Annotated in this window: 21 protein-coding genes; 10 read left to right on the forward strand and 11 right to left on the reverse strand. The window is 49.4% G+C overall.

What is annotated here, in order from left to right; translation table 11 throughout:
* Window positions 1-14 precede the first annotated feature (14 nt).
* Window positions 15-1,055 (forward strand): hypothetical protein, encoded by a 1,041-nt coding sequence (locus SOI44_RS05055; protein ID WP_331348138.1) that lies wholly within the window; start codon window positions 15-17, stop codon window positions 1,053-1,055.
* A 42-nt stretch (window positions 1,056-1,097) separates the two neighbouring features.
* Here SOI44_RS05055 and SOI44_RS05060 read toward each other — a convergent pair whose 3' ends face one another.
* A complete protein-coding gene (locus SOI44_RS05060) occupies window positions 1,098-4,334 on the reverse strand; it encodes a DEAD/DEAH box helicase (RefSeq protein ID WP_331348139.1) in 3,237 nt (1,078 codons plus the stop codon).
* A 209-nt stretch (window positions 4,335-4,543) separates the two neighbouring features.
* Here SOI44_RS05060 and SOI44_RS05065 point away from each other — a divergent pair, with 209 nt between their 5' ends.
* Window positions 4,544-5,953, forward strand: coding sequence for a L,D-transpeptidase family protein (locus tag SOI44_RS05065; RefSeq protein ID WP_331348140.1), 1,410 nt, complete (start codon window positions 4,544-4,546; stop codon window positions 5,951-5,953).
* Window positions 5,954-6,011: 58 nt separating this feature from the next.
* A complete protein-coding gene (locus SOI44_RS05070) occupies window positions 6,012-6,614 on the forward strand; it encodes a DUF4230 domain-containing protein (protein WP_331348141.1) in 603 nt (200 codons plus the stop codon).
* A 43-nt stretch (window positions 6,615-6,657) separates the two neighbouring features.
* Here the strand turns inward: SOI44_RS05070 and SOI44_RS05075 are convergent, their stop codons facing one another.
* Window positions 6,658-8,475 carry a glycerophosphodiester phosphodiesterase family protein gene (locus tag SOI44_RS05075; protein WP_331348142.1) on the reverse strand — a complete coding sequence of 606 codons (1,818 nt, stop codon included), beginning with the start codon at window positions 8,473-8,475 and terminating at the stop codon, window positions 6,658-6,660.
* 56 nt (window positions 8,476-8,531) lie between these two features.
* Between SOI44_RS05075 and SOI44_RS05080 the strand changes: the two genes are divergently transcribed.
* The 5 genes from SOI44_RS05080 to SOI44_RS05100 are packed head-to-tail and all read left to right on the forward strand — an operon-like array spanning window position 8,532 to window position 13,791.
* Window positions 8,532-8,807: a DUF1294 domain-containing protein gene (locus SOI44_RS05080; protein WP_331348143.1), complete on the forward strand. Its 276-nt coding sequence runs from the start codon at window positions 8,532-8,534 to the stop codon at window positions 8,805-8,807.
* A complete protein-coding gene (sdaAB, locus tag SOI44_RS05085; RefSeq protein ID WP_331348144.1) occupies window positions 8,804-9,487 on the forward strand; it encodes an L-serine ammonia-lyase, iron-sulfur-dependent subunit beta in 684 nt (227 codons plus the stop codon). Before SOI44_RS05080 ends, sdaAB begins: the two co-directional genes overlap by 4 nt.
* Window positions 9,472-10,356, forward strand: a complete 885-nt coding sequence (sdaAA, locus tag SOI44_RS05090; RefSeq protein ID WP_331348145.1) for an L-serine ammonia-lyase, iron-sulfur-dependent, subunit alpha — start codon at window positions 9,472-9,474, stop codon at window positions 10,354-10,356. Before sdaAB ends, sdaAA begins: the two co-directional genes overlap by 16 nt.
* Window positions 10,357-10,399: 43 nt before the next feature.
* The gene (locus SOI44_RS05095) at window positions 10,400-12,118 is read left to right on the forward strand and encodes an ABC transporter ATP-binding protein/permease (RefSeq protein ID WP_331348146.1); all 1,719 of its coding nucleotides are present in this window, start codon (window positions 10,400-10,402) and stop codon (window positions 12,116-12,118) included.
* Window positions 12,115-13,791, forward strand: a complete 1,677-nt coding sequence (locus tag SOI44_RS05100) for an ABC transporter ATP-binding protein (RefSeq protein WP_331348147.1) — start codon at window positions 12,115-12,117, stop codon at window positions 13,789-13,791. Before SOI44_RS05095 ends, SOI44_RS05100 begins: the two co-directional genes overlap by 4 nt.
* A 47-nt stretch (window positions 13,792-13,838) precedes the next feature.
* Here the strand turns inward: SOI44_RS05100 and SOI44_RS05105 are convergent, their stop codons facing one another.
* On the reverse strand, window positions 13,839-14,603 hold the full coding sequence (locus SOI44_RS05105) for an SDR family NAD(P)-dependent oxidoreductase (protein WP_331348148.1): 765 nt from the start codon (window positions 14,601-14,603) through the stop codon (window positions 13,839-13,841).
* Between the two features lie 9 nt (window positions 14,604-14,612).
* Window positions 14,613-14,948: a hypothetical protein gene (locus SOI44_RS05110; RefSeq protein WP_331348149.1), complete on the reverse strand. Its 336-nt coding sequence runs from the start codon at window positions 14,946-14,948 to the stop codon at window positions 14,613-14,615.
* Window positions 14,949-15,015: 67 nt separating this feature from the next.
* On the opposite strand from SOI44_RS05110, the gene SOI44_RS05115 reads away from it, so the two are divergent.
* Both SOI44_RS05115 and SOI44_RS05120 read left to right on the forward strand, forming a co-directional pair.
* Window positions 15,016-15,909, forward strand: a complete 894-nt coding sequence (locus SOI44_RS05115; RefSeq protein WP_331348150.1) for a DMT family transporter — start codon at window positions 15,016-15,018, stop codon at window positions 15,907-15,909.
* Between the two features lie 123 nt (window positions 15,910-16,032).
* Window positions 16,033-17,001: an ABC transporter substrate-binding protein gene (locus SOI44_RS05120; protein ID WP_331348151.1), complete on the forward strand. Its 969-nt coding sequence runs from the start codon at window positions 16,033-16,035 to the stop codon at window positions 16,999-17,001.
* A gap of 76 nt (window positions 17,002-17,077) precedes the next feature.
* Here SOI44_RS05120 and SOI44_RS05125 read toward each other — a convergent pair whose 3' ends face one another.
* From SOI44_RS05125 to thrC, 7 genes are all read right to left on the reverse strand, one after another.
* Window positions 17,078-18,538, reverse strand: a complete 1,461-nt coding sequence (locus SOI44_RS05125) for a family 43 glycosylhydrolase (RefSeq protein WP_331348152.1) — start codon at window positions 18,536-18,538, stop codon at window positions 17,078-17,080.
* On the reverse strand, window positions 18,538-19,380 hold the full coding sequence (locus tag SOI44_RS05130) for an alpha/beta hydrolase (protein WP_331348153.1): 843 nt from the start codon (window positions 19,378-19,380) through the stop codon (window positions 18,538-18,540). Before SOI44_RS05130 ends, SOI44_RS05125 begins: the two co-directional genes overlap by 1 nt.
* Window positions 19,377-20,276, reverse strand: a complete 900-nt coding sequence (locus SOI44_RS05135) for an alpha/beta hydrolase (protein ID WP_331348154.1) — start codon at window positions 20,274-20,276, stop codon at window positions 19,377-19,379. The genes SOI44_RS05130 and SOI44_RS05135 overlap by 4 nt, the downstream gene beginning before the upstream one ends.
* Window positions 20,273-21,040, reverse strand: a complete 768-nt coding sequence (locus SOI44_RS05140; RefSeq protein ID WP_331348155.1) for a GDSL-type esterase/lipase family protein — start codon at window positions 21,038-21,040, stop codon at window positions 20,273-20,275. The genes SOI44_RS05135 and SOI44_RS05140 overlap by 4 nt, the downstream gene beginning before the upstream one ends.
* Before the next feature lie 150 nt (window positions 21,041-21,190).
* The gene (locus tag SOI44_RS05145) at window positions 21,191-21,628 is read right to left on the reverse strand and encodes an ACT domain-containing protein (RefSeq protein ID WP_331348156.1); all 438 of its coding nucleotides are present in this window, start codon (window positions 21,626-21,628) and stop codon (window positions 21,191-21,193) included.
* On the reverse strand, window positions 21,625-22,494 hold the full coding sequence (gene thrB / locus SOI44_RS05150; protein ID WP_331348157.1) for a homoserine kinase: 870 nt from the start codon (window positions 22,492-22,494) through the stop codon (window positions 21,625-21,627). The genes SOI44_RS05145 and thrB overlap by 4 nt, the downstream gene beginning before the upstream one ends.
* Entirely contained in the window at window positions 22,481-23,968 is a 1,488-nt protein-coding gene (gene thrC / locus SOI44_RS05155; protein ID WP_331348158.1) for a threonine synthase, read from the reverse strand. The genes thrB and thrC overlap by 14 nt, the downstream gene beginning before the upstream one ends.
* Window positions 23,969-23,982 lie beyond the last annotated feature (14 nt).

Below are 23,982 nucleotides of genomic sequence, written 5' to 3' on the forward strand. Positions count from 1 at the left end.
CTGAGAGGATATCTATGAAAAAATGGAATATTGATAGACGTGACATCATGTACCCATTACTGGCCTTCTGTCTGTATGGTCTGCAGGCAGCGGCATTGTATGGGGTGGCATCTCTGCTTTCTTCTTTGTTTGCCACCTCCGGCACGTTTTACATGATGGTGTTTGCATTGATGATTGTCAGCGGCACGGCTGTGATCTGCCGGCTTGGCTTTGGCTGGCTGCAGGAAAACAGCAATGATGAAGCACTGAGATACTGTCAGATGGCAGCCTGCTTTGTGTTTTTGATCGTATTGCAATGGCAGACAGGTCTGCTTTGGGCAGCTGCCTGTGGTGTGTCTTTTTTGTGTGAAAAGAAACAGAACCGCTGGCTTTCTGTGATTGGCAAGATGTTTGTCTATGGCATGTATGCATGGATGCTTGTGTTTGTATGGCACCGCTTCCTGCTGGATGGCATCAGTGCCTATGCCATGTTATCTGTTCTGTTTGTGGGATGGTACAGCCATCTCTGCTTTAAGCAGAATGCAGTTGAGGAGGCAGGACTGGTACTGCTGTTTCTGCCGTTTATGAATCTGTATCTTGTCAAGCTTGGCCTGACCGGCAGCCTCAATGTAAGAGTGTTTGCACTGCTGGGAGCTATTATAGTTCTGGCTGGTGCATTGCTGTCAGGACGGCTGGATACCGTACGGGATTATCTATTCATTGCCTATGGCATTGTTTTGGACATCATCCTGTTTATGGCCAATCCGGTGCTTGGCTTACTTGGCCTGCTGGATGGCATCATTCTGATCTGCGTGGTGCCCTGGCTTTCTCATGTTTTTGCCCATCGTTTTTCCGGGATCTTTCAGGGGATGCGGATTCTCTGCCTGTTGGTGTTTGCGGCTTCATTATGCGGTTTGTATATGAGAGGCGTAATGATGTATAAGGCTGGCATGATGAGCGTGCTTGTATGGCTGCTGTTATGTTTTTCCAGCAGCGTGGAATCACTGTCAAAGGCAATTCATCATCTGCTGCAAAGCAGGGAAGAATTGGAAAATCAGGATCATATATCTGCATAACAAAAGGGAATGCCAGCCGGCATTTCTGTTTTTGTTTATGTGTCAATCCAGCAGAGAAAGCAGTTCTTCTCTTGTAAATCCTGCTCTGGACATATCTTTGCCATCCAGCATTCTGCCAGCCAGATCTGCCTTGTCTTCCTGCAGTTTAAGGATGCGCTCCTCAATGGTATCTTTCAGAATGAGGCGGTAGACAGAGACAATGTTTTTCTGCCCGATGCGGTGGGCACGGTCGCTTGCCTGGTTCTGAACGGCGGTATTCCACCATGGATCATAGTGGATGACAATATCGGCTGCGGTCAGGTTCAGTCCGGTGCCGCCTGCTTTCAGGGAAATGGCAAAGACCGGAACATCATCTTTCTGGAAGGCATCGACCATCTTTGCTCTTTCTCTGGCACTGGTTGCACCAGTGAGCAGATGGTAGGCAATGTTTTCTTCTTTCAGGCGTCTGGTCAGAATTGCCAGCATGGAAGTGAACTGGGAGAACAGCAGTACTTTGTGGCCTGCCTCCGTGGCATTTTTGATCAGATCCAGGCACAGTTCTTCCTTGGCAGAGCCGCCGGTATAGTTGTCATAGAGAAGGGCGGGATCGCAGCAGATTTCCCTGAGGTGGGTCAGCTCGGACAGGATCTCGATATGCTGATGGCGGAACTGTTCATCCGTTGTATTCTTCAGAGCATAGCGGATCTGCTGGACGCGGGCATCATAGAGCTGTTTCTGCTCGGTATCGGCATTGGCATAATAGACTTCTTCCATCTTGTCAGGCAGATCTTTCAATACATCCTTCTTTAATCTGCGCAGTACAAACGGACGGATCATCTTCTGCAGCATGATCTCGGCATAGGCGTCCTTGTCACGGATGATCGGCAGTTCAAAGGTGGAGCGGAACCGGTGATAGGAGAAGAAGAAACCGGGCATGATGAAGTCGAAGATGGACCAGAGCTCACTGAGACGATTTTCGATCGGTGTGCCGGTCAGGGCGATGCGGAACTTTGCCTGGATATCCTTGACGGCTTTGGAGGCCATGGTGCCGGCATTCTTGATGTATTGTGCTTCATCAATGATTTCCACGGTGAAAGTTTTATCCTGATAGAATTCCATGTCCTTTTTCAGCAGGTTGTAGGATGTGATCAGGATATCTGCTTCATCAGAAGCGGCCTTGGCTTCTTCGCGTTCAATGGCGGAGCCGATGATGGTGACAGCTTTCAGATCCGGGGCGAACTTCTGTACTTCCTGATACCAGTTGTAAACAAGGGAGGCCGGACAGACAACCAGCGTTTTACCAAAGCCTTTGTTGGCATCCAGAAAGGAGAGTACTTGCAGGGTTTTGCCAAGTCCCATTTCATCGGCGAGCAGGGCACCGAAGCCGTTATGATACAGGGCGCTGAGCCAGCGGAATCCTTCCTTCTGGTAGTCGCGCATGATGCTTTCCAGATGTTTGGGCGGTTCATAGTCATCAATATCCGTACTCTTGATATTGGCAATCAGATTACGGAAACGGGCATCCCGGTCAATTTCCAGGCTTGTCTCATCACTTTCTTCCTCCAGGTACATGGCTCTGTATTTGCCAACCTGGGCAGTGCCTTTTTCAATGTCGCTCTTTTTTAACTGCAGGGAATTGGCCAGACTGGCAAATTCATCAAACTGGCCGCCGTCATCCAGGTCAATGAATTCACCGCTTTTCAGCCGGAAGAATTTCTTCTTGCGGTCATAGTGAGACAGGATCTCAGCAATTTCTTCAGGTTTCATGGTGGCCGAGACGATGCTCAGCTGCAGCAGGTCGTCACTGTCATTGACCGAAACGCCAACTGTGATCTTGCCAACCTTGCGTACCGTGAGTTTCTTCAGGGTGTCTGAGACAAAGACCTTTGCCTTTTCCTGCATGGCATGGATGCCTTCCTGCAGCAGTTCATAGAGCTTTTCTTCATCATTGGCAAGCGTCATCTGCTTGTGAATTGGGTCATAGGCATTGAACCACTGAGAGACAAAGGCATCCATCTGCTTTTCATCCGCAATGGACCTTCTGCCCTGAGCCTGGATGCCGGCAAATACGTTGTATCGATTGTCGGGATAGATGGCATACAGCTCTGCGGTAATGACATCTTTGTCCGGGGCATCCAGATAAATTTCAAAATCGGGTTTATCCGGCAGATACTTTGCAGGATCAAAGCCGTTTGCAGCAAAGGCGGTGTGGCTTTCCAGCAGAGGATAGAGATCACGGGCAAAGGCAGGCAGGTCGCTGGAGGAGATGTACTGTGCATTTCTGCCGGCAGCCTGCATGTAGTCCAGCAGGGCAACGAGCTTTTCAGAGGTGCGCTGGGATACGTAGTAGACAGGCTTTGTGCCATCGAAGATGTAGAGCTGCTGGCTGCCTTTGAACATGCGCAGGGAGCTGGTGGATAACAGCCAGCCGCTGTCACTTTGCTTTAATTCAGCGTGCAGATCGGGCAGTCCTTCTTTCTTGTGATATACCGTGTCACCGGCATAGCCATATTCTTCAGCATGCATGACATGCAGGTCCAAGTCCTGGGCGGCTGTCATGAAGGCATCGAGATATCTGCCTCGTAAGCAGAGGGATCTGCCGATTTCATAGTCATTATTGTAATAGCCGGGAAAGGAAGAACTGCTGCGGAAGGTGTCTTCCTTGTTTACCAGAGAACGTAAAAAGACAACGAGCCGGCGGCAGGTTCTGTGAAAGGCGGAAAGGTCATGGACAAATTCGAGTTCTCTGCCATAGCGGTGATAGCCGTGGGTGTTGATCAGGTTGATGAAGGCAGTGATGTTAGGCAGGACATACATCTTGTTCTCACTGCGGCCGATGCGGAATTCACAATGCAGTGCTTCGGGATCACGCTGGTCAGCGGATACATATGGCACCAGCAGGACATTGGTGGCAGAACGCAGATCCACCGGTGCCTGCTCGATTCGTTCCAGCAGATGCACAACGGTTTCATCACTGGCTCTTCCTTTTTCCGGTGTCTGTTCTTCTTCCTTTGCACTTTCTTTCAGATACTGCAGCAATACAGCCGTGGTATGGGGGCATTCAGCGCCAAGGGTGCATGTACAGTCGGTATCAAAGATGAAGCCGAGGGTTTCATTGATGCAGACATAGACGTGATAGCTGCGTCTGCCGATGGCAACATCTGCTTCAATATCAACCAGGCCGGATGATTGATCCCGTGATACGGTCAGATCTTTGACAGCCCCCTGCTCACAGAGCGTTTCTGCCTGGTGAAAGACTGGTTCACTGCATGTTCGTTTGATATTTTCCAATGTGAGCATCTGCCTGGCCCCCTTTTTCCTTCCAGCTATTTTAGCATGGAAGTGCGCACAGAAAAGCCTTCTGTTGCATGATACGCAGCGTATATATTCCAGTGTTCTGGTATGTTCACCTGTTTTTCAGGGCATATTCAGACGAAAAATGGGAAGTCGTGATAAACTATGCAGGTACCATATAGATTAGTAGACCTCAGGGGAGCAGGGATATTACGATGAATAAGAAGAAAGTGATTTGGATCAGTGTATTGTCAGTGGCTGGTGCTCTGGCAGCAGTGTATGGCATTGGCTGCGGATATTACAGCAGCCATCTGATGCCGCATACGGTGATCAATGGCACAGCCGTTGGCAATGATACGGCCGCAAAGGCAATGGATGCCCTTGCCAGCAGTGAGGGCAAGGTTATCACCCTTGTGGAAAAGGATGATAAGAGTGAGACAATTTTGCTTGATGATATTGATTATCAGGCGAATGTTTCTACAGCTGCCATGAAGCAGGTGATTTCCAGTCAGAGTGCCTGGAAGTGGCCGGCGTATGTATTCAAGACAAGCAATGAGACGATGGATCTGGATGTCAGTTATGATGAGACAAAGCTGGAAGAGGCTTTGAGTGCATTGAACTGCATTTCTGGTTCAAATGTGGTGGCACCGGTCAATGCTCATGTGGAGCGGGGAACCAATGGGTATGAGATTGTGGCAGAGACAGAAGGCAATACGCTGGATAAGGATAAGACGCTGACTGCGGTCAAGACTGCATTGTCTGAAGGCCAGAGTGAAGTCGATCTGGATGCGGAAGGCTGCTATGAGGAACCGACCATCAAGTCTGATGATGAAGCTTTGACAAAAGAGCTGAACCTGATGAAGTCAATCGAGAATGAAGTGATTACGATTGATCTTTCCGGGGCAACGGAAACATTGTCTGGCGATGCACTGGTGGATCTGCTGAATATCAATGTGGATGATGCCACGATCACGGTCAATGATGACAAGATGACAGCATATGTGGATTCGCTGGCTGAGAAGTACAATACGATTTATACGCAGCGTACGTTTACGGCTCATGATGGTTCTACGGTAACTGTGGGCGGCGGCGCTACGGATACATATGGCTGGATGATGAACAAGGATTCTACCAAGGAAGCGATTGCGGCAGCCGCTGTTTCGGGTCAGTCTCAGACGGTCAGTGCCTTCTGGGATGTGACGGCATCCGGCGGCCGCAATGGTACCAATGGTGATATTGGCAATACGTATATTGAAGTATCCATCTCTGCGCAGCATCTGTGGTATTACAAGAATGGATCGCTGGTGCTGGAGTCGGATGTGATTACCGGCAAGCCGGAACATGGCCAGGATACGCCGACCGGTGTGTTCCGGATCTGGAAGAAGGAACAGAATGCTACACTGAAGGGAACGGCCTGGGATGGCTCCACATGGAGTTCTCCGGTTGCCTACTGGATGCCGATTACCTGGACGGGTGTCGGCCTGCATGATGCGACATGGCAGTCTGCTTTTGGCGGTACACTGTACTATACAAGAGGATCCCATGGCTGCATCAACCTGTCTTACAGTGTTGCCCAGTCCATCTTCAATGCGGTGGATGTCAATACACCGGTTGTGATTTACTGAAATTGAATTGGAAAAGAAGCCGGAGCGTACAGCCCTGGCTTTTTTGGAAAGAGGATATATGAAAAAAGCAGCGTTCCGCATTCTTCTTGGCATTGCCATCTTCTTTGGGGGTGTGTTTGCAGGACCATATCTTGGTGACATTCTGCCTCATCACAGCAGTTCTTCTTCCACTACGGCACCGGTAGTCGTTTCCTTTGATGATATTGCGGAGTTAGCGACGGAACAGGTTACGGGCAGATATATTTACGAATATACGCAGGAAAAGGAGAAGGTTCTGGGGATTGAGATTCCGTTTACCGGCAAATCGGCCCTGATTGAGTATGACGGTACGGCCAAGGCTGGCATCAAGGATGCCACGCAGATCAAGGTGGCGGATGTGGATGAAGATGCTAAGACGGTAACGGTTGATGCGCCATCTGTAGAACTATTGGATGTGTATACTGCCAACTCGAAAATATGGGATGTGAATGACAGTATCTTCAATTCTTTCAGATTTGAGGATTATCCTGGGATTGAGGATGCCATCAAGGATGAGTTTGAATCCTATGTGGAAGGTACAGACCTTCTGGAGCGGGCAGAGAAGAGTGCGGAAGCCTTCATTGTTGACAGGGTCAGAAGTGTGTATGGATCCGATTACACAGTGAGTGTGAACTGGGCTTGAGAATGAATGTTGCGTGGGAGTCAGAGCAATCTGCCTCCTTTTATTATGAGATGGGCAGGAAGGATGGAATGAGTGTCGTCAGGTTGTCATAGACTCTCTGGAAGTCTGACCGTCTTTCCAGTTTTCTTTCTACCTTTCTGGCATTGACAGGCTGATCGGTAATGATGCCGTCGATATCTGATTTCAGAAATTTTTCAATCTGGCTGGTGGTGTTGACACTCCATACATAGATTTTCTTGCCTTTTGCCTGGATGGCATAGATGGCAGCAGGGGTGGCTGCTTCGCTTGCGACAATGAAGCAGTCACAGTTGAGATCTGGGGTATCACCGATGGCCATGTTGTAGATATAGCCTGTTTCCAGTTCCGGATATGTGGTTTCCATATAGTCAACGAGGTTGTATTTGAGGGATATGAATGTACATTGATCTGCCATATTCTTTTCTTTGACAATTCTGGCCAGATCATCGGCCATCTTCGTATCGGCAGTATAGCCTTTCAGTTCGACAAACAAATGCATGTTCCACTCTTTTGCCTTATCCAGAAACTGCTCGATGGTAGAGACGGTGACACTTGGCTGGCCCTGCCGCAATGGGAAGATGTTGATTTCGGTCTGGATCTCTTCCAGGGTCATATCCCAGACATAGCGTCTGTCATTGGCTGTGCGCCAGAACGTGTTGTCGTGGGTGACAACATAATAGCCGTCTTTGGTGCGCTGTACATCAATCTCTCCTGCCGTGATGCCCTGTTCGTGTGCCAGTTCCAGATCATACAGCGTGTTTTCAGCACCAAGGGCGCCGCCGGCCCGGTGGGCGATGATCAATGCATCGGATTTCGCCGGAAACCAGTCATCAAAATAGCCTGCTGTCACAAAGCCAAAGGCAAGTGAGACAGCCAGGGATGCCAGCAGGAAGCGGCGGATGAATCTGCCTTTTGGCTTTCTGACGGGAACTTCTGTTTCTTTCTGCATGCTCAGCCAGATGCTGGTCAGTTCCAGAATGAGACAGCTGCTGGCAAGCATGCGGATGATGGTATAGACAAGCACGCAGAACATGGTGGCGGCACCAAGCAGGACTCTTTCGCCAACGGTGTGGCTGGTCAGGAACGTATTCAGCAGATAGGCCGGAACTTTGATTGTCAGGATGCCGGCAAGCCAGATCGATAGAAAGATGGCAGCGATGGCACTGGCGGTTTCCAGCAGATATTCTTTCCTGTTTGTTTTGAACATTCTCCATGAGGTGTGTACAGCCTGCCATGGTTTCTGTTTGTGCAGGATGGCGGCGTGCAGGGTATAGATGCTAAGAAAGCTCAGGATGAGAATGGTGCCTTCGACGCTGCCATAGAGCAGATAGAAGATCGGGGTGCGCTTGAATCCTGCTAAGATCCATGCTGGCCAGCGCAAAGAGGAAGTCCATGTGGTTGTGGTGCCAAGGCCTGCCAGCGGGATGATGATGCCGGTCCAGAACATGACAAGGATGCCGGCAGGTGTCAGAAAGCGGGGCAGTGTTTTCAATCCCTGCTTTGTGCATTGACAGAAGGATGGTTTCCGGGTTCCCTGCAGTACTTCCTGGCAGTACAGGATGCGGGCATTGATTTCCAGGCATGTGCAAAGCATGAGGATGAACATGGCACTGATCAGGATGGTCCATCCCTGCCAGCTGGTGAAGATCCATTTCAGATTGCCGGATGTCAGTGATACCAGGCCGCCGGCATCCAGCAGGGCCTGTACGATCCAGCCATAGCAGAAAATGATCAATGCCAGAAGGGCAGACAAACAGATATGAAACAGCAGCAGTCTTGGCAGGACATCTCTGCTGTTGATCAGATGGCTTACAATTTTCACAGGTTCTTTACGCTTGTTCATGTTTCTTCATTGTACATTCGTTTTGCCTTTTGTGAGATCGTGTTATCATCATAGCCATGGAAACATACAGAATGATCACTGGCTGGCTGCTGGTGATAAACATCATTGCGTTTGTTTTGTTTGGCATTGATAAGCATAAAGCCATCGTCCATGCCTGGCGCATACCGGAACGTGTACTGATGGCAAGTGCTGCCATGGGCGGTGCATTGGGAGCACTGCTTGGTATGAAGGTGTTTCATCACAAGACAAAACATACGAAGTTTACGGTTGGTGTACCGGTGCTCCTGGTGCTGTGGATCATTGTGTTGATGAGAATACGAGGTTTACTATGAATATCTTTGAGATTATCGGACCGGTGATGGTGGGACCGTCAAGTTCCCATACAGCCGGTGCTGCCCGGATTGGTCTTGTTTCAAGAAGGCTGTTAGGGGAAAAGGTTGTGGATGCCGTGATTCTGCTGCATGGTTCGTTTGCGGCTACGGGTGTCGGCCATGGTACGGACCGGGCATTGATTGCCGGTCTTCTGGGCATGGCATGTGATGATGAGCGGATTCCGGATGCATTTGAGGAAGCACGCAAAGCCGGCATGAAAGTGACACTTGGTACGGTTGATTTAGGAGAAGAGGCTCATCCCAACAGTGTGCGCTTGTTTTTAAAGGGTGAACATGGCAAGAAGCTGGAGATTGTGGCGGCTTCCATTGGCGGCGGCCAGATTCAGATTCGGGAGATAGATGGTTTGAAGACCGTGTTTTCCGGTGAATATCCGACATTGATTGTAGAAAATGATGACCGGCCTGGCGAGGTGTCGGCAGTGACGGGCATGCTGTATGAGCATCATATTAATATTGCGACGGTGCAGCTGGACCGTGACAGCCGGGGCGGCCATGCCGTGACCGTCATTGAGTGTGATCAGGAAGTGCCTGATACGGCATTGGAACAATTGCGTGCACATCCTGGCATCATCAAGATTACGTATCTGTCCATCAAGGAGGAAACATGTACAGTTCATTAGAGAGAATTCTGGAGGAGTCTGGAAAAAGCGGCCAGCCGTTCTGGAAGGTTGTGCAGGCAGAGGACTGCCATGAAGAAAATATTTCCGAAGAAGCTTCTTTTGCCAGGATGGCTGGTATGTATGCGTCTATGAAAGCATCAGTGGCTGGCTATGATGGCCGGATGTCTTCTGCCTCCGGGCTGGTGGGACATGAGGCTGCCTTACTGCATGGCCGCATGGAAAAGAAAGAGATGCTGGCCGGGGATTTTGTGTCATCTGTGATGGAGAAGGCTTTGAAGGTGGCTGCCTGCAATGCCTGTATGCGGCGTATTGTGGCAGCTCCTACCGCAGGAAGCTGCGGTGTACTGCCGGCGGTATTGATCTCTTATCAGGAGAAGACAGGCTGCTCGGATGAGAAGATGTGTGAGGGTCTGTATGTGGCTGCCGGGATTGGCGGTGTGATTGGACAGCGGTCTTCTTTGTCTGGTGCCCAGGGCGGCTGTCAGGCGGAGATTGGCTCGGCCAGTGCGATGGCAGCGGGTGCCCTTGCCTATCTGGATGGCGGCGGCAATATGGAGATTGTCAATGCCTGTGCCCTGGCACTGAAGGGATTGTTAGGACTGGCATGTGATCCGGTGGCAGGACTGGTAGAAGTGCCGTGTGTGAAGCGGAATGTGATTGGAGCGGTCAATGCGGTGACCAGCTGTGATATGGCAAGAGCAGGAATTGTATCTAAGATTCCGGCGGATGAGGTGATTGATGCCATGCATACTATTGGTGCAAAGATGCCGGTGGAAATCCGGGAAACCGGAATTGGCGGCCTTGCAGGAACAAAGACCGGACAGAAGATTGCCCAGGCATGCAGGAATAACCGCCCGGATGGACTTTGAGTGTTTCAAAGTCTTTTCTTTCTGGGAAAGAAGAGGGGAGTAAATGCTTTTACTGGATCATACATTGTTGAAACTGTCGAAAAAGTCATGGCCGTGGATTGTATTGATCTTTCTCGCACGGTTTGCCATGCTTGTCTGCATGACGCAGTTTCTCAAAGACATCGGTGCTTCACTGGGGGATATGCTGGATCCTTCGTTTGATGGGGCCATGCTTTCTTATTCTCTGGTGCAGGCTTTTCTGGCTGCGGGGATTGCTTTTGTTCTGCGCCTTGTGCAGGGCGAACTGGAATACCGCTGCAGTGCAGATGCCAGGGTGCGGATGCGCACTGCCATCTTTGGCAAGATCATGGATCTGGATGCCGGCAGTATTGAAAAGATCGGGCCGGTTTCCGCCATTACAGCCAGTGTGGATGCGGTGGAACACATGCAGACATATTGCAGCGAATATCTGCCAGCGTTGTTATTTGCCATTGCAGCGCCGGTCTATATGTTCTTTCAGGTTGAGCCGATCTCACTTCTGGCAGCCATTGTGCTGATGCTGGTATCACTGGTGCTGCTGCCGCTGCACAATGTGTTTCGTTTCAGGCTGGAAAAGATGCGGCGGCGCTACTGGCATTCGGTGGATGATATGACCGGGTATTTCCTGGATTCTCTGCGCGGTCTGACAACTTTGAAACTGTTTGACAAAGACAAAGAGCACAAGGAGATTCTGTATCAGAAGGCAGACCGGTTGAATCAGGATATCAATGCTTTCATGAAGATCAATTTCACTTCGTTTCTGGTGACAGAGGCAATGATTTCTGCCGGTATTATCTGGGTGGTGGTGCTTGTGATCCATCAGAGTGCACCGCTGGCTGGGACATTGACGGTGTTACTGCTGGCATACAGTTTCTTTACCGCGGAAAGGGAGCTGATGAGTGCAACCCATGATGCTTTGACGGCTGTTTCAGCAGCGGGCAAGGTTGGCGAGATTCTGGCTGTGGATACAAGCCGGCCCTATGAGCCGGATATGAAGGTAAATCCGCAGGAAACCGGTATCCGCCTGGAACATGTCGTCTATGGCTATGATGCACGGCGGGATGTGCTGCAGGATATTTCTCTGCAGATACAAAAGGGAACTTCAGTGGCGCTGGTTGGCCTTTCCGGTTCAGGCAAGTCAACCATTGGCTCCTTACTGATGAAGTTCATGGATCCAAAGTCGGGCCGGATCATCATGGATGGGCATGATTATCTTTCTATGACACCGCAGGAAGTGCGGAAAAAGATTACGATGGTGCCGCAGGCGGTGACGATCTTTTCGGGTACGGTGAGGGATAATCTGCTGCTTGGCGGCCTGCATGCCAGTGATGAGGAGATGAGGGCTGCTCTGCATGCGGTGCGGCTGGATGATTTTGCGTGTGATCTGGATCGGTTTACGGGTGAAAACGGCAGTATGCTTTCTGGCGGTCAGAAACAGAAGATCGGCATTGCCAGGGCACTGCTTTCCAAAGCAGATTACATCATTCTGGATGAAGCCACTTCTTCGGTGGATCCGGAAAGTGAGAAGGAAATCTGGGAAACAATTGAACGTATTTCCAAAGACAAGACACTGATTATTATTTCCCACCGGCTTTCTTCGATCCGCCATTGTGATGCCATCTATGTGCTGCAGAATGGAAAGATGACGGAGCAGGGCACACATGAAGCTTTGATGAAGCAGGATGGTTATTATGCCTCACTTGTTCATGAACAGTCAGCTCTGGAGAAAGGAGGCATCGCATGAAGAAGCAGTATTCCTATCATGAGATGATTTCCCGTCTGTTAAAGAAGGCATATCCGATTCGTTATTATCTGCTTGTTTCAACCCTGGCCAGTATCATTGGCAATCTGTCCCGTATGGGGCTGATGGGCTTTGGGGCTTTGTTGATACTGTGTGCCTATGGGAAAGTAAATGGCAGTGTGTGGTTCTATGGCACGGCCATGGCAGTATGCGGTGCTTTGATTGCCGTCGGCCGGTATCTGGAAGGTGTGTTTTCGCATAAAGGGGCATATGGCATTCTGGCCAGGATGCGGGTGGATTTCTATGCGCAGGTTGACCGGATTGCGCCGGCTTATCTGATTGATCATCAGATGGGAGATGTGATGAATACGGCTGTTGGTGATATTGAACAGCTGGAATTCTTCTTTGCCCATATGATCGGACCGATGTTTACGGTGATTCTTCTGCCAGTGGTTTCGGTTGTCATTGCCTGGCGGTACAATCGTCTGTTTGCATGGATTCTGATTCCGGCTTATGTGCTTGTATCGATTGTGATTCCGCTTGCCGCATTGAAGGCAGGCAGAAGGATCGGTGAGAAGGCAAGGAAAGCACAGGCAGCTTTGAAGAGTACGATTCTGGAGAGCGTCTATGGCATCCGGGATATTCAGATCTTTGATGCCAGAAGGGCAAGGATGTCGCAGATGCTTGCCTGCAATACAGCTTTGAACAAAGCGGATCATGGCCTGAAGATGCACCGCTCGATATTGACTTCCCTGCCAGATTTTGTGACATATGCCGTCAGGATTCTGATCGTAGCAGCAGGCGGCTATCTGGCCATGCATGGGGCAGCCAATCCGGTGGGAACCATTATTGTTTCATTTATTGCCTCGGCGTCTTTTTCCTCCACCTTCTCATTGACCACAGTGGTAACAAACCTGTTGGAGACGTTTGCCAGTGCCCAGCGCATCTTTGCCATTGAGGATACAGAGCAGATGGTGCAGGAAGCAGCACATCCGATTGCCATTGATCATGTGGATACGATTCGTTTTGAAGATGTGAGCTTTACGTATCCTGGCACGCATGTGAAGGTGCTGGATCATGCCAGCTTTGAGATTCATCATGGTGACCAGGTTGGTTTCATCGGTGATTCAGGGGCTGGCAAGTCGACGATTCTGCGTCTGTTATTGCGCTTCTATGATCCGGAGGAAGGAAAGATTCTGATAGATGGTGTCGATCTGAAGGACATTTCATTTTCTTCTCTGCATGCACAGATCGGCCTGATGGAACAGGATACGTATTTGTTTGATGATACGATTGCAGCGAATATTGCCATTGGCAGATCAAATGCGTCAAGGACAGAGATCGAGGATGCAGCAAAGAAAGCCGGCATTCATGATTTCATCTGTTCTCTGCCCGATGGGTACCAAACGCAGATGGGAGCTATGAATGCCAGGGTGTCCGGTGGTGAAAGACAGCGGATCGGCCTGGCAAGATTGTTTCTGAAGAATCCGGCGGTGATGATCTTTGATGAGCCGACAAGTGCATTGGATGTCCTGCATGAAAAGGAATTCCTGCATACTTTGAAACAGGCTGGAAACGGCCGGACTGTGCTGATGATTTCCCATCGTATGTCCACACTGTCTGACTGCAGCCGGATTCTCAGGCTTGATCATCAGAAACTTTCAAACGTGATATGAAAAACCGTGCCTGTCTGGTTTCAGATGGGCACGATTTATTGGCTTGTTCAGATGTGGCGGATCAGGTCCATGAAGGGAACCACGATGCAGTGGGGGACAATCTTGGCTACAATGCGCTGGGCAGTTGTGACAATGCCGGGTGTGCATACCCAGAGGTTTGCCTTTGATGCGGCCAGGGATAGGCGGACAACACTTTTTGAGACAGAGGCCAGGGGTGTGTGGCGGAAACTGTTTCCGGTTGTTCTGGCTTTGGGGATGAATTCGGTATCCTTGACCCAGTAGGGACAGACACAGGTGACTTTGATGTGTCTTGGCAGCATCTCATGGTGTAATGCCTTGGTGTAGCTCATCAAAAAGGCTTTGGATGCGGCATAGACGTTGAAGCCTGGCATTGGCTGGAAGGCGGCGATGGAGGCAATCTCCAGGATTCTGGCACCTTTGTGCATATAAGGCAGGCACAAGCGTGTTACAGCAGCGGCTGCCCGGCAGTTGAGATCAATCATGCGGTCTGTTTCCGCAACGCTCAGCTCTTCGGTTTTGCCAATGGAGCCAAGGCCTGCCGCGGCAACAAGCACAGTGATATCCGGCTTTTCTGTCTGCAGTTTTTCTGCAAGGACATCAAAGCTGTGGGGATCACAGAGATCCAGGGGAATGGCAATGACGGGCTTGCTGGTGAATTTCTGCAGTTCGAGCAGCCGTTCTTTGCGGCGGGCAATGACCCAGAATTGTTCAATGGCAGTATCATCAGCCAGCTGGCGGACAAATTCTCTGCCCAGACCGCTGGATGCGCCTGTAATCAAAGCTGTTTTCACATTAACACCTCACTTTTTACGGAAACGGGATTCGATGGATGTGACATACCAGCCGGTGCCGATACTGTATATGACAACGGCAAGGACAACTGCCACAATGCCCATTTTACGGGAAGGAAAGAGATAGAGGATCATGCCGTCTGCGGCGATGGCAAGACCGGTGATCATCCAGAGCCGTCCGACGGCCTGGTTGTATGTATGTACGTCTTTGACCGGGAAGGGGGCGTGGAGGCTGCCAAAGCCCCATGCCTTTTTTGATCTGGAAATGGCTTCAAAGATGCCGATCAGAACACCGGCTGCACCGGTGATCAGGATGATCATTGCCGCGTATGTATAGTTGCTCATAAAATTCCTGCTTTCTTTTGTCATAACCTTATCACAAACAAAAGTCCGCTGCGATATAATCGACTCCATGAAAAAAAGTGCAAGAGGGGCATTGTTGACGGCGGGCGGCGGTGTCTACTGGGGATTGAGCGGTTCCATGGGTCAGTATCTGTTTACAAAGCAGGGAATGGATGCCAGATGGTTAGTGCCGATCCGTCTGTTTCTGGCTGGTGTGATTCTTTTCATCTACTGCCGGGCAAGAATGGGAAAGTATGTTTATTCACCATGGAAGACAAAGCGGGATACCAAAGATCTGCTCATCTATGGCCTGCTTGGCATTTCCCTCTGTCAGTTTCTGTATTTCCGTACCATCCAGCTTTCAACAGCCGGTGCGGCAACCATTCTGCAGGATCTTTCGCCGGTCATGATTCTGATTGTGGAATGTATTCACAGGCATGAAAAGCCTGGTATCTTTGATGTTCTCTCCATCATTCTGGCATTGGTTGGCGTGACACTGATTACAACACATGGCAGGATGGAACTGGGCATTCCGGCGGGTGCCTTATTGTGCGGCGTACTCTGTGCGGGATGCGTGACTGTCTATAACTGCTATCCCCGCCATCTGCTGGCACACTTTCCGGTTGTTGTGCTGCAGGCATGGTCTTTCCTGATGGGCGGACTGCTGTTTGCCTTTGTCTTCCGGATCTGGCAGTACAGCTATGTACCGAATCTGATGGGAATCTTTGGCATTGCTTTTGTGGTCGTTGTTGGCAATGTGCTTGCCTTTACGATGTATATGCAGGGCGTAAAGGAAATCGGTCCGGAAAAGGGCATCCTGTATGGCTTTGCCGAACCTGTTACGGCAGCGATTGTGACTGGTATCATGGGAACACCATTTACACTGGGAGATGGACTTGGCTTTGCATGTATCTTTGCCATGCTGGTGATGATCTCATTGTCCAAGAGGAAACAGCAGGCTTGAAAACAGTCTGTTAATCAGATGCGGTATGCACGATAAGGGACCTTGATGATGGCTGCTGCTCTGTTGGATTCATAGACTGCTGATCTTTGGGATGGAGAGGCAGTAATTTCAGCTTTACTTGCAGTGAGCCTTTTAGCGGGGTGTGGTTCGGCATCTTCTGCTTCATCCGCAAGTGCTTCGGCATCATCATCTTCTGGCTATCCGGTAACAGTGGATACCTACAGTGTGTCTGGCGATGGTGCCGCCTGGACACCGATTACAGCCACATATGACAGTGAGCCGCAGCGTGTTGTTGCCAATAACCAGGGCACTGCCCAGTTATTGATCCGGCTTGGCTTAGCGGATAAGCTGGTTGGCGTTGCTGCGGTGTATGGCACGGCACCGGATGATGTTAAAGAAGCTTTTGACAAGATTCCGGTGATTGCTCAGGGCTATGCATCCAAGGAAGCTGTACAGGGCGTCAATCCTGATTTTGTGACAGGCAGAGGGGATCTGTTTATTGATGGTGACTATGGCATTGGTACGGTGGATGAATTGAAGGATGCAGGTATTTCCTCCTACATTACCCATGTCGGCTATACAGGTGCCACCTTTACTTCTTTTCTGGAAGATATTGATAACTATGGAAAAATCTTTAATGTACAGGACAAGGCGGAGGACCTGAAAGAATATTATCAGTCCTATACAGATGATCTGAAGAAGAAATATGGGGATAAGGATATCAAGCTCGCCGAGGTTTCCTACATCAATGATGGTTCGCCGGTATTCGGCTCTGCATCCACAGAATCATTGCAGAATGAAGCTCTCGAGATGGTTGGCATGCATAATATCAATGCCAGTGCCACTGGTTCTGAGGTTTCTATTGAAACCGTTATTGCGGAAAATCCGCAGGTTATCATTCTGTTTGACTATGCCGGGGGACCGGACATGGATGAAATGATCCAGTCATTGTATGACAATCCTCAGCTGGCAGATATTGATGCCATCAGGAATCATCAGGTATATTCCACCGACTTCTCGCAGGTATATGGCGGCAGCGGGGATCTGTATTCGGTGGTTTCTGATCTTGCCCAGAAAGTCTACGGTGAATAAATTTTCTCTTTTGAATAAAGGAAAAACGGCTGTGCAGGCATACTTGTCCGACAGCCGTTTTTGCATGAATACATGATTATGAGTGATTGTGGACAGAGGTAAAGGCAAGTGATAGAACATCCAGCTTTCCTTCTGTGATGTAGAACGTTATGGCGGCATGCATGCAGTCTTCTGAAATTCGTATTGCCTGCCTCTGCCATTGGCAATTGTGGAAGGAAAGTGTGCCAATGTTCTGGCTGTTTATAAGGATATGCAGGCTGCCATTTCCCCTTGCCCATAGATGCAGAGCTGTACCTTTGTGAAAGATGAAGTACTTGTAGACAATCGCTGTGCCTGCTGCGGCATTGGTGATATACCATTGGCCATCTTTGTCAGTGATGCATGGGATGCCTTCTTTGATCTGGTTGGCGAGGTGCGGCATTCTGCCATTGGTCAGATGACAGCAGATGGTGGCTGGGTATTCACCCTGATCTGGCAGATCTTTGCTGCTAAGACCGGATGATATCATTTCTGCCTGATGGAATGTGCCGTCTTTGTTCATTGTCAAAGGTTCGGCGCACATCTGTCTGGAATAGTCGCTGCCATGGGTAAGCCGGTGGTAGAAGACATACCATCTGCCATTCACTTTCTCAATACTGCCATGGTTTGTGCCAGTGGCGTTTATTCTGTCTTTTGCTTTTCTGCCCTGATATCCGATATCACCGTTACTGATCAGTGTTCCTTGATAGTGAAAATTACGGTCGGGATATTGTGAGACAGCATAGCAGAGTTCATGGTTCTGCTGAGAGGAGTAGATAAAGTAATATGTATGATTTGCTTTGCGGATACTGCTGCCTTCAAAGAATGCATGTCCCTTGAAGTCTTTAGTATCGGCGATGCGCTTCGGCATTTCTTTCAGGGTATGCATGTCATCGCAAAGTACGGCGGTATTGGCACCTAGCGGACCTGGTTTTTGCAGGAATGCTTTTGCTGGTTTTTGAAATACGCTGGCATAGATGTTTGCCAGGATGAGCGCATTCCATGGTTTTGCCTGCATGCCTTTGAAAGGGCCGGAGCCAAAGTACAGCCGGATAGTCCCATCATCGTTGATCACAGCGGGATCAAAGCAGACAAAGTCCTGATACGGTGTGCCATCGGGATTGTTTACCGTGCCATAGTATGTATATCTGCCATCAGGTTTGTCTGAGACAGCTACGCTGATGGGATGGCTGTAGCCGCCTCTTCCTTTCCAGCCTGCCAGGCAGTAGTACAAATAAAACCTGCCGTCATTGCCCTGAACCACATCCGGTGCATAGAGATACTTTGCATCTTCACCATATAATGGATCCTGCTTTACACAGTAATTGATGCCATTGCTTGTCCAGTTGGAAAGATCATCAAGGCTGGCTGAATAGAATTCATAGTCTTCCATGCAGAAACTTTCTGAGCCGGGTTTGTCATGGGAGCCAAAGATATAAATTCTGTTTCCAAAGACATGTGGTTCACCATCCGCAATACAGACGTTGATGGGAAGAACAGGGTTATATGCCGGCTTCATCAGCTGTTCTCCTGCATGAATGCATAGATGTCTTTTGCGGCTTTGACCTTGTACTTTCCTGTAAAGACATGGGGCTGTCCCTTGTATATGATGAGCTTTGCGTGATTTGCTTTTTTGATGTTATAATGATCTGTCAGTGATCTGGCCATTTCCAGAGGAACAATCTTGTCCTTTGTGCCCTGCAGGATGAGAACCGGACCTGTATAACCATTGACATCCAGGGGTGCACCAGTTTTCAGTGCATCGGGATTGAGATTGATGGCAGGATACTGCAGGATGATGCCATGGACATCGGTGCTGTGAGTGATGGCGGCTGCAGAAGCGGTGGCACCGCCCATGGAGCTGCCAAGCAGATACAAGTGGCTTGTATCAACGAAATTCCAGGTTTTGACAGTATCAATGACTGCATTGAGATCTTCCACCTGCTGCAGTACTTTCTTCTGATAGGAATCATCTACACCTCTTGGTATATCATGGAACCAATGGGTGTCTTCAGGACCAGTGCTTCTTTTCGTCCAGCCATAGAAGTCAAAGGTATAGCAGGCAATGCCGCTTTCAGCCAGGCTTTTCAAGGTTGTCATATCCGCCTTGTAATCACTTTCGGCACCATGGGCATAGATGACAGTTGGGAAACGACCTTTACCTTCTGGAATCAGTATTTTTCCATAGAGGCTGATGTCATCGTAGTCCACCCGCTGCGTTTTGATGGTGTAACTGGTCTTCTTGTTTGAGACGGATTGGGGAATGCCGACATAGTGAATCAGTGATACAGCGGTAAAAGCAGAGACTGCGGCAGCGGCAGTGCTTGTGATGATCAGAGTGCGTTTGATCCATGTCTTCATGACAGCTCCTCCATTTTTGCAAATGTCCATGCCAGTGCTGCTCTTGCCTCGGGCATACGTGTGAATACCTGAAAGGCATGGCAGACACCATGGCGGATATCCAGTGCGGCGGGATGTTTTTCTTTCTGCAGTTTCTGATATAGAGCTTTGGAATCATCCAGCAATACTTCTGTATCAGAGGCAGAAAGGATCACCGGCGGCAGGTTCGTGTAATTGCCATACAATGGTGAGATCAATGGATCACGCAGATAGCTTATGTCATTGGCATGAGAGCCGTATACAACCTTGCTTTTTCCTTCTTTGACAGAATTCCTCAGCATGTAGTCTGTTCTGGCATTTGCTGTATAGGAAGGAAACTGATCTGCCTGGGTGACAACCGGCGAGAATGCGGTGAGTGCCTTTGGCTGGGGCAGTCCTTTTTCTTTGAGCAGAAGAGATAATGACAGCACCAGGGTGCCGCCGGCACTTTCGCCCATAAAGACGATGCTTTTGGGATCAATGCCTGTTTTTAACAGGGCTGTATAGGCTTTATAACAGTCTTCCAAGGGCGATGGCCAGAGGTTTTCCGGGGCCAGACGGTAATTGGAATTGACACAGTTATAACCATAGTTTGCAGCGATGTATTGACAGATGCCGCGGCGCTCTCTGGCGGAGCCAACCGTAAAGCCGCCGCCATGGATGTAAAAGATGGTTCCTTTTTCGTTTCCTGGTTTTTCTATGAATTCGGCATACAGACCATCCAGTGTGCTGATCCGGACTGTAACATCTTTTGGCGGTCTTGGTGGCTTGCGGTCATTGCGCTTTCTTTCGGTAATGTAATCATGCGGCTGTCCTGGTTTGTCCTGAGGCATGCACCGGAAAACAAGATTTGTTGCATGACCAAACAGGCATGTCATTTTGCACTCTCCCTCCGTACTTCATCCAGATGACATGTGCTGATCAGCTGTTCGATTTGTGGCTGGATATAGTCTTTCATCCAGAGAAGCTCACCAGTGTGGTTGAGATGGATGCCGTCCTTGCGGAAAAGTTTTTTGTGATAGCTGTGACCATCCCATGTCATCTTTTCAGCATCCACAAAGGTCAGATACTCTGTGTTTTCACAGAGCTCTTTCAGCTGCCTGTTAATGTCCTGTGTCATCTTCCGGTACTGGCTGCGTCCTGGCAGCAGCAAGCCGCTCATGATGACCAGCTTTGTGTTTGGAAGCTTTGTGTGAACGTCTTCAAACATCTTCTTCTTGTAATCCATGCATGCATTTACTTTTTCCTGATCTGTTCCTTTCAGGCTGACATAGTCATTGGAGCCTGTCTGGAAAAAGATGATGTCAGGGTGATACGGGTACAGCAGCTTGTCTGCATAGTGAACAAGATCATGGTCTGTGCAGCCGCCAAAGCCGTGATTCTGCACATGGTAGGCTGACAGGTCATCTTCCATCTGTGTCCACAGGCGGAAATTGGAAGCACCATAGAAAATGATGCCGTGCTGATGGTCTTTCACCGGATGGCTTTTCTGAATCTCTGCCACGTCCTGATCCCATGTGTGCAAAAAGGAAAAAGGTCCCCAGCCGATGGTTCTGCCGGTGATGGCAAGACTTGTCAGAGATGCTGCGGCAAGGCAGGCTGCTGCAGCATAGAAAACATCTTTTCCTGTTTTTTTCTTCATTGTCTGATTCTCCTGTTTCTCATGTGTTGATATAGCATGCAGGCAATGATATGTGATGACAGGTTTGTCATCTTTATAGCAGAAATGTAATTGTATTGAGAAACTGCCGAAAAAAAAGAAGTGAGTGATGTTCACTTCTTCCATGTGGTGTTATTCCATGGCATCCAGGTGGGCACTGCGTACCGATGGCAGCTGTCTGATCTGCTGGATGAGGGATTCCATGGAGGTTGAGGTGTGGGAGATGTCCAGTGAGAGCAGGACATTTGCTTTCTGGGCAATCGGGACGGCCTGCGAGATGGTCAGAATGGAGATGGAGTGGGCAGAAAGAAAGGTGAGAATAGCAGAGAGGGCGCCGCTTTCATCTTTGACGATCAATGAGATGACGGCCCGTCTTGTCTGCCTGGTATCGTCATAGGGAAAGACATAGTCTTTGTACTTATAGTAGGTGTTGCGGCTGATACCGGCTTTCTGTACGGCTTCGGTGACGGTGGCGGCTTCTTTGGCTTCCAGCATATTCCTTGCCTCGATGACCTTTTCCAGATAGTCCGGCAGGATCTTTTTGTGTACGATCAGGAAGTTGGAGCTCACAGGATTCTGCCTCCCTGTTTGTCACAATGAAGATGATGAATGGTCCACTTTGGATTGGTGCGTGCCTTGATTGCTTTTTCTGCTTCGGGGGATAACAGTTGTTTTGCAATGAGCAGGCAGGTGGAGCCGGAGCCGGAGATGAACAGATGGCCGTTTGTATCCTTTTCACTGATGTCTTTGATGCTGCCAAAATCGGTGATCAGCTGACTGCGGTAAGGTTCATGCAGATAATCTTTGGCGGCCTGTTTCAGAAGATCGAGATTTCCTGTTTCCAGTGCTTTGGTCAGAAAGATGGCATGGCCGATATTGGCTGCAGCTTCCTTTCTGGGATAGCTGTCAGGCAGGATGGCTCTTGCCTTTTTTGTTTCAACGGCAAAGTCTGGCACCAGTGCGGTGAAGGTGAAGGTATCACTGACTGGCAGGCTTTCTTTCAGCCAGATGCTGCCATGCATAGCTGCACAAAGGCCGCCATATAATGCCGGGGCAGCGTTATCAGGATGGCCTTCCATGTCACAGGCAAGCTGGAAGATTTCATCTTTTGTCAGCTGTTTGTCATGGATTGCATTGACTGCCAGCAGGCCGCCGATGATCATGGCAGCAGAAGAGCCAAGTCCTCTTGAAATCGGGATATCACAGGCGAATTCTGCTTCGATATAATCGCTGTAACCAAGCTTTTCTGCACCATTGTGATAGGCTTTGAGAAACAGATTGTCAGGTGTGCAGTACTTTTCTTCCACGTTGTGCAGGATGTCTTGATCATCTGCTTGTTTTACGGTGAAGGTGTCATAGAGATCCAGGGCAATGCCAAGGCAGTCAAAACCGGGACCGAGGTTGGCGGAGGTTGCCGGTACTTTAATGATGGGCATCAGAGAGTTCCTCCATGATGTGTTTGATGGTGTTCATGCCGTCTTCTTTCTCAATGACAGTGTGGAAGCGGATCGGCATGCTTTCCAGATTGGCAAGGTTTGCCGGGATTGTGCAATGGGTCAATGCATTGAGATCTTTCATGGCCTTGAAATCATCCTCTTCCTCTTTTCCTGTGATGGCTTTGTATACATCATGGGAAAACTTGTAGGCAGAGGCAGTGGAAAGAACCAGGGAAGGCCTGTTGTCTTGTGTTTCCTTTTTGTACTGCTGCAAGCCATGCAGGGCAACGGCGGTGTGGGGATCAATCAGGACATGTTCCTGCTCCCAGGTATTGCGGATTGTCTTTGCACAGTCTTCTTCATTCGTCCATTCACCTGTCATGTACTGCTGAATACTGGCAAGAAGTTCCTTTGGTACAGTGTAGGATCCTTTGCTTTGCAGATCTGTCATCAGTTGCTTTACAAGCTGATCATCTTCACCTGATTTCAGGAAAAGAAGGCGTTCCAGATTGCTGGAGACAAGGATGTCCATGGCTGGCGACATGGTGTTATGGAAGGACCTTCTGCTGTCATAGGTGCCGGTTTTCAGAAAGTCATACAGGACGTTGTTTGTGTTGGAAGTGCAGATGAGTTTGTGAATCGGCAGACCGATGGCTTTGGCCAGCCAGCCTGCCAGGATATCACCGAAGTTTCCGGTAGGAACAGATACGTTGATTTCTTCACCGCAGTTGATTTTGTTATGTTCGACAAGTCTGGCATAGGCGGTGCAGTAGTAGACAATCTGCGGCAGGAGTCTGCCAAGGTTGATGGAATTGGCACTGGAAAGAGAAACACCTTTGCATGCATTGATATCTTTGCTGGATGATGCCTGCTTGACCATGCGCTGGCAGTCATCGAAGTTTCCTTTGACGGCGATGACGTTGACATTGTTTCCCTGAGATGTCTGCATCTGCCGTTTCTGAATGGCAGAAACGCCGATTTCAGGATAAAAGACGGTGATGGCGGTGCCTGGTACATCCTTGAAGCCGGCCAGGGCTGCCTTGCCGGTATCACCGCTGGTAGCAGTCAGGATACAGATGGTATCCTGGCAGTTTTCTTTTCGGATGGCATCTGTCAGTAATGTTGGCAGAATGGTCAAAGCCAGATCTTTGAAGGCACTGGTCGGGCCATGGTACAGCTCCAGCAGGTTTGTGTAGGAAAGAGAACGCACCGGTGCGATGTCTTTGTCATCGAATTTGTCATCATATGCCTTCTGGACAGCTGCTTTGATTTCTTCTTCTGTATAGTCATCCAGAAAGGCGGAAAGGATCATTGCGGCTGTTTCCTGATAGCTTTTGTGCAGAAACTGTTCCGGTTTGAAATGAACATTCAGATCTTTAGGTGTATACAGGCCGCCATCTGCTGCCAGGCCTTTGAGAATGGCCTGATGGGCACTGACAGTGACGTTCTTGTTTCGGGTGCTGACATATTTCATCGTGATATTCTCCT

It is taken from the genome of Lactimicrobium sp. (genome assembly GCF_036453465.1).
In the GTDB taxonomy this organism is placed as follows: domain Bacteria; phylum Bacillota_I; class Bacilli_A; order Erysipelotrichales; family Erysipelotrichaceae; genus Bulleidia.

What these genes read in the sequence shown, in the direction of transcription:
- SOI44_RS05055 (WP_331348138.1), top strand. Translation starts at nt 15, where the DNA reads ATGAAAAAATGGAATATTGATAGACGTGACATCATGTACCCATTACTG.
- SOI44_RS05060 (WP_331348139.1), bottom strand. Translation starts at nt 4,334, where the DNA reads ATGCTCACATTGGAAAATATCAAACGAACATGCAGTGAACCAGTCTTT.
- SOI44_RS05065 (WP_331348140.1), top strand. Translation starts at nt 4,544, where the DNA reads ATGAATAAGAAGAAAGTGATTTGGATCAGTGTATTGTCAGTGGCTGGT.
- SOI44_RS05070 (WP_331348141.1), top strand. Translation starts at nt 6,012, where the DNA reads ATGAAAAAAGCAGCGTTCCGCATTCTTCTTGGCATTGCCATCTTCTTT.
- SOI44_RS05075 (WP_331348142.1), bottom strand. Translation starts at nt 8,475, where the DNA reads ATGAACAAGCGTAAAGAACCTGTGAAAATTGTAAGCCATCTGATCAAC.
- SOI44_RS05080 (WP_331348143.1), top strand. Translation starts at nt 8,532, where the DNA reads ATGGAAACATACAGAATGATCACTGGCTGGCTGCTGGTGATAAACATC.
- sdaAB (WP_331348144.1), top strand. Translation starts at nt 8,804, where the DNA reads ATGAATATCTTTGAGATTATCGGACCGGTGATGGTGGGACCGTCAAGT.
- sdaAA (WP_331348145.1), top strand. Translation starts at nt 9,472, where the DNA reads ATGTACAGTTCATTAGAGAGAATTCTGGAGGAGTCTGGAAAAAGCGGC.
- SOI44_RS05095 (WP_331348146.1), top strand. Translation starts at nt 10,400, where the DNA reads ATGCTTTTACTGGATCATACATTGTTGAAACTGTCGAAAAAGTCATGG.
- SOI44_RS05100 (WP_331348147.1), top strand. Translation starts at nt 12,115, where the DNA reads ATGAAGAAGCAGTATTCCTATCATGAGATGATTTCCCGTCTGTTAAAG.
- SOI44_RS05110 (WP_331348149.1), bottom strand. Translation starts at nt 14,948, where the DNA reads ATGAGCAACTATACATACGCGGCAATGATCATCCTGATCACCGGTGCA.
- SOI44_RS05115 (WP_331348150.1), top strand. Translation starts at nt 15,016, where the DNA reads ATGAAAAAAAGTGCAAGAGGGGCATTGTTGACGGCGGGCGGCGGTGTC.
- SOI44_RS05125 (WP_331348152.1), bottom strand. Translation starts at nt 18,538, where the DNA reads ATGAAGCCGGCATATAACCCTGTTCTTCCCATCAACGTCTGTATTGCG.
- SOI44_RS05130 (WP_331348153.1), bottom strand. Translation starts at nt 19,380, where the DNA reads ATGAAGACATGGATCAAACGCACTCTGATCATCACAAGCACTGCCGCT.
- SOI44_RS05135 (WP_331348154.1), bottom strand. Translation starts at nt 20,276, where the DNA reads ATGACATGCCTGTTTGGTCATGCAACAAATCTTGTTTTCCGGTGCATG.
- SOI44_RS05140 (WP_331348155.1), bottom strand. Translation starts at nt 21,040, where the DNA reads ATGAAGAAAAAAACAGGAAAAGATGTTTTCTATGCTGCAGCAGCCTGC.
- thrB (WP_331348157.1), bottom strand. Translation starts at nt 22,494, where the DNA reads ATGCCCATCATTAAAGTACCGGCAACCTCCGCCAACCTCGGTCCCGGT.
- thrC (WP_331348158.1), bottom strand. Translation starts at nt 23,968, where the DNA reads ATGAAATATGTCAGCACCCGAAACAAGAACGTCACTGTCAGTGCCCAT.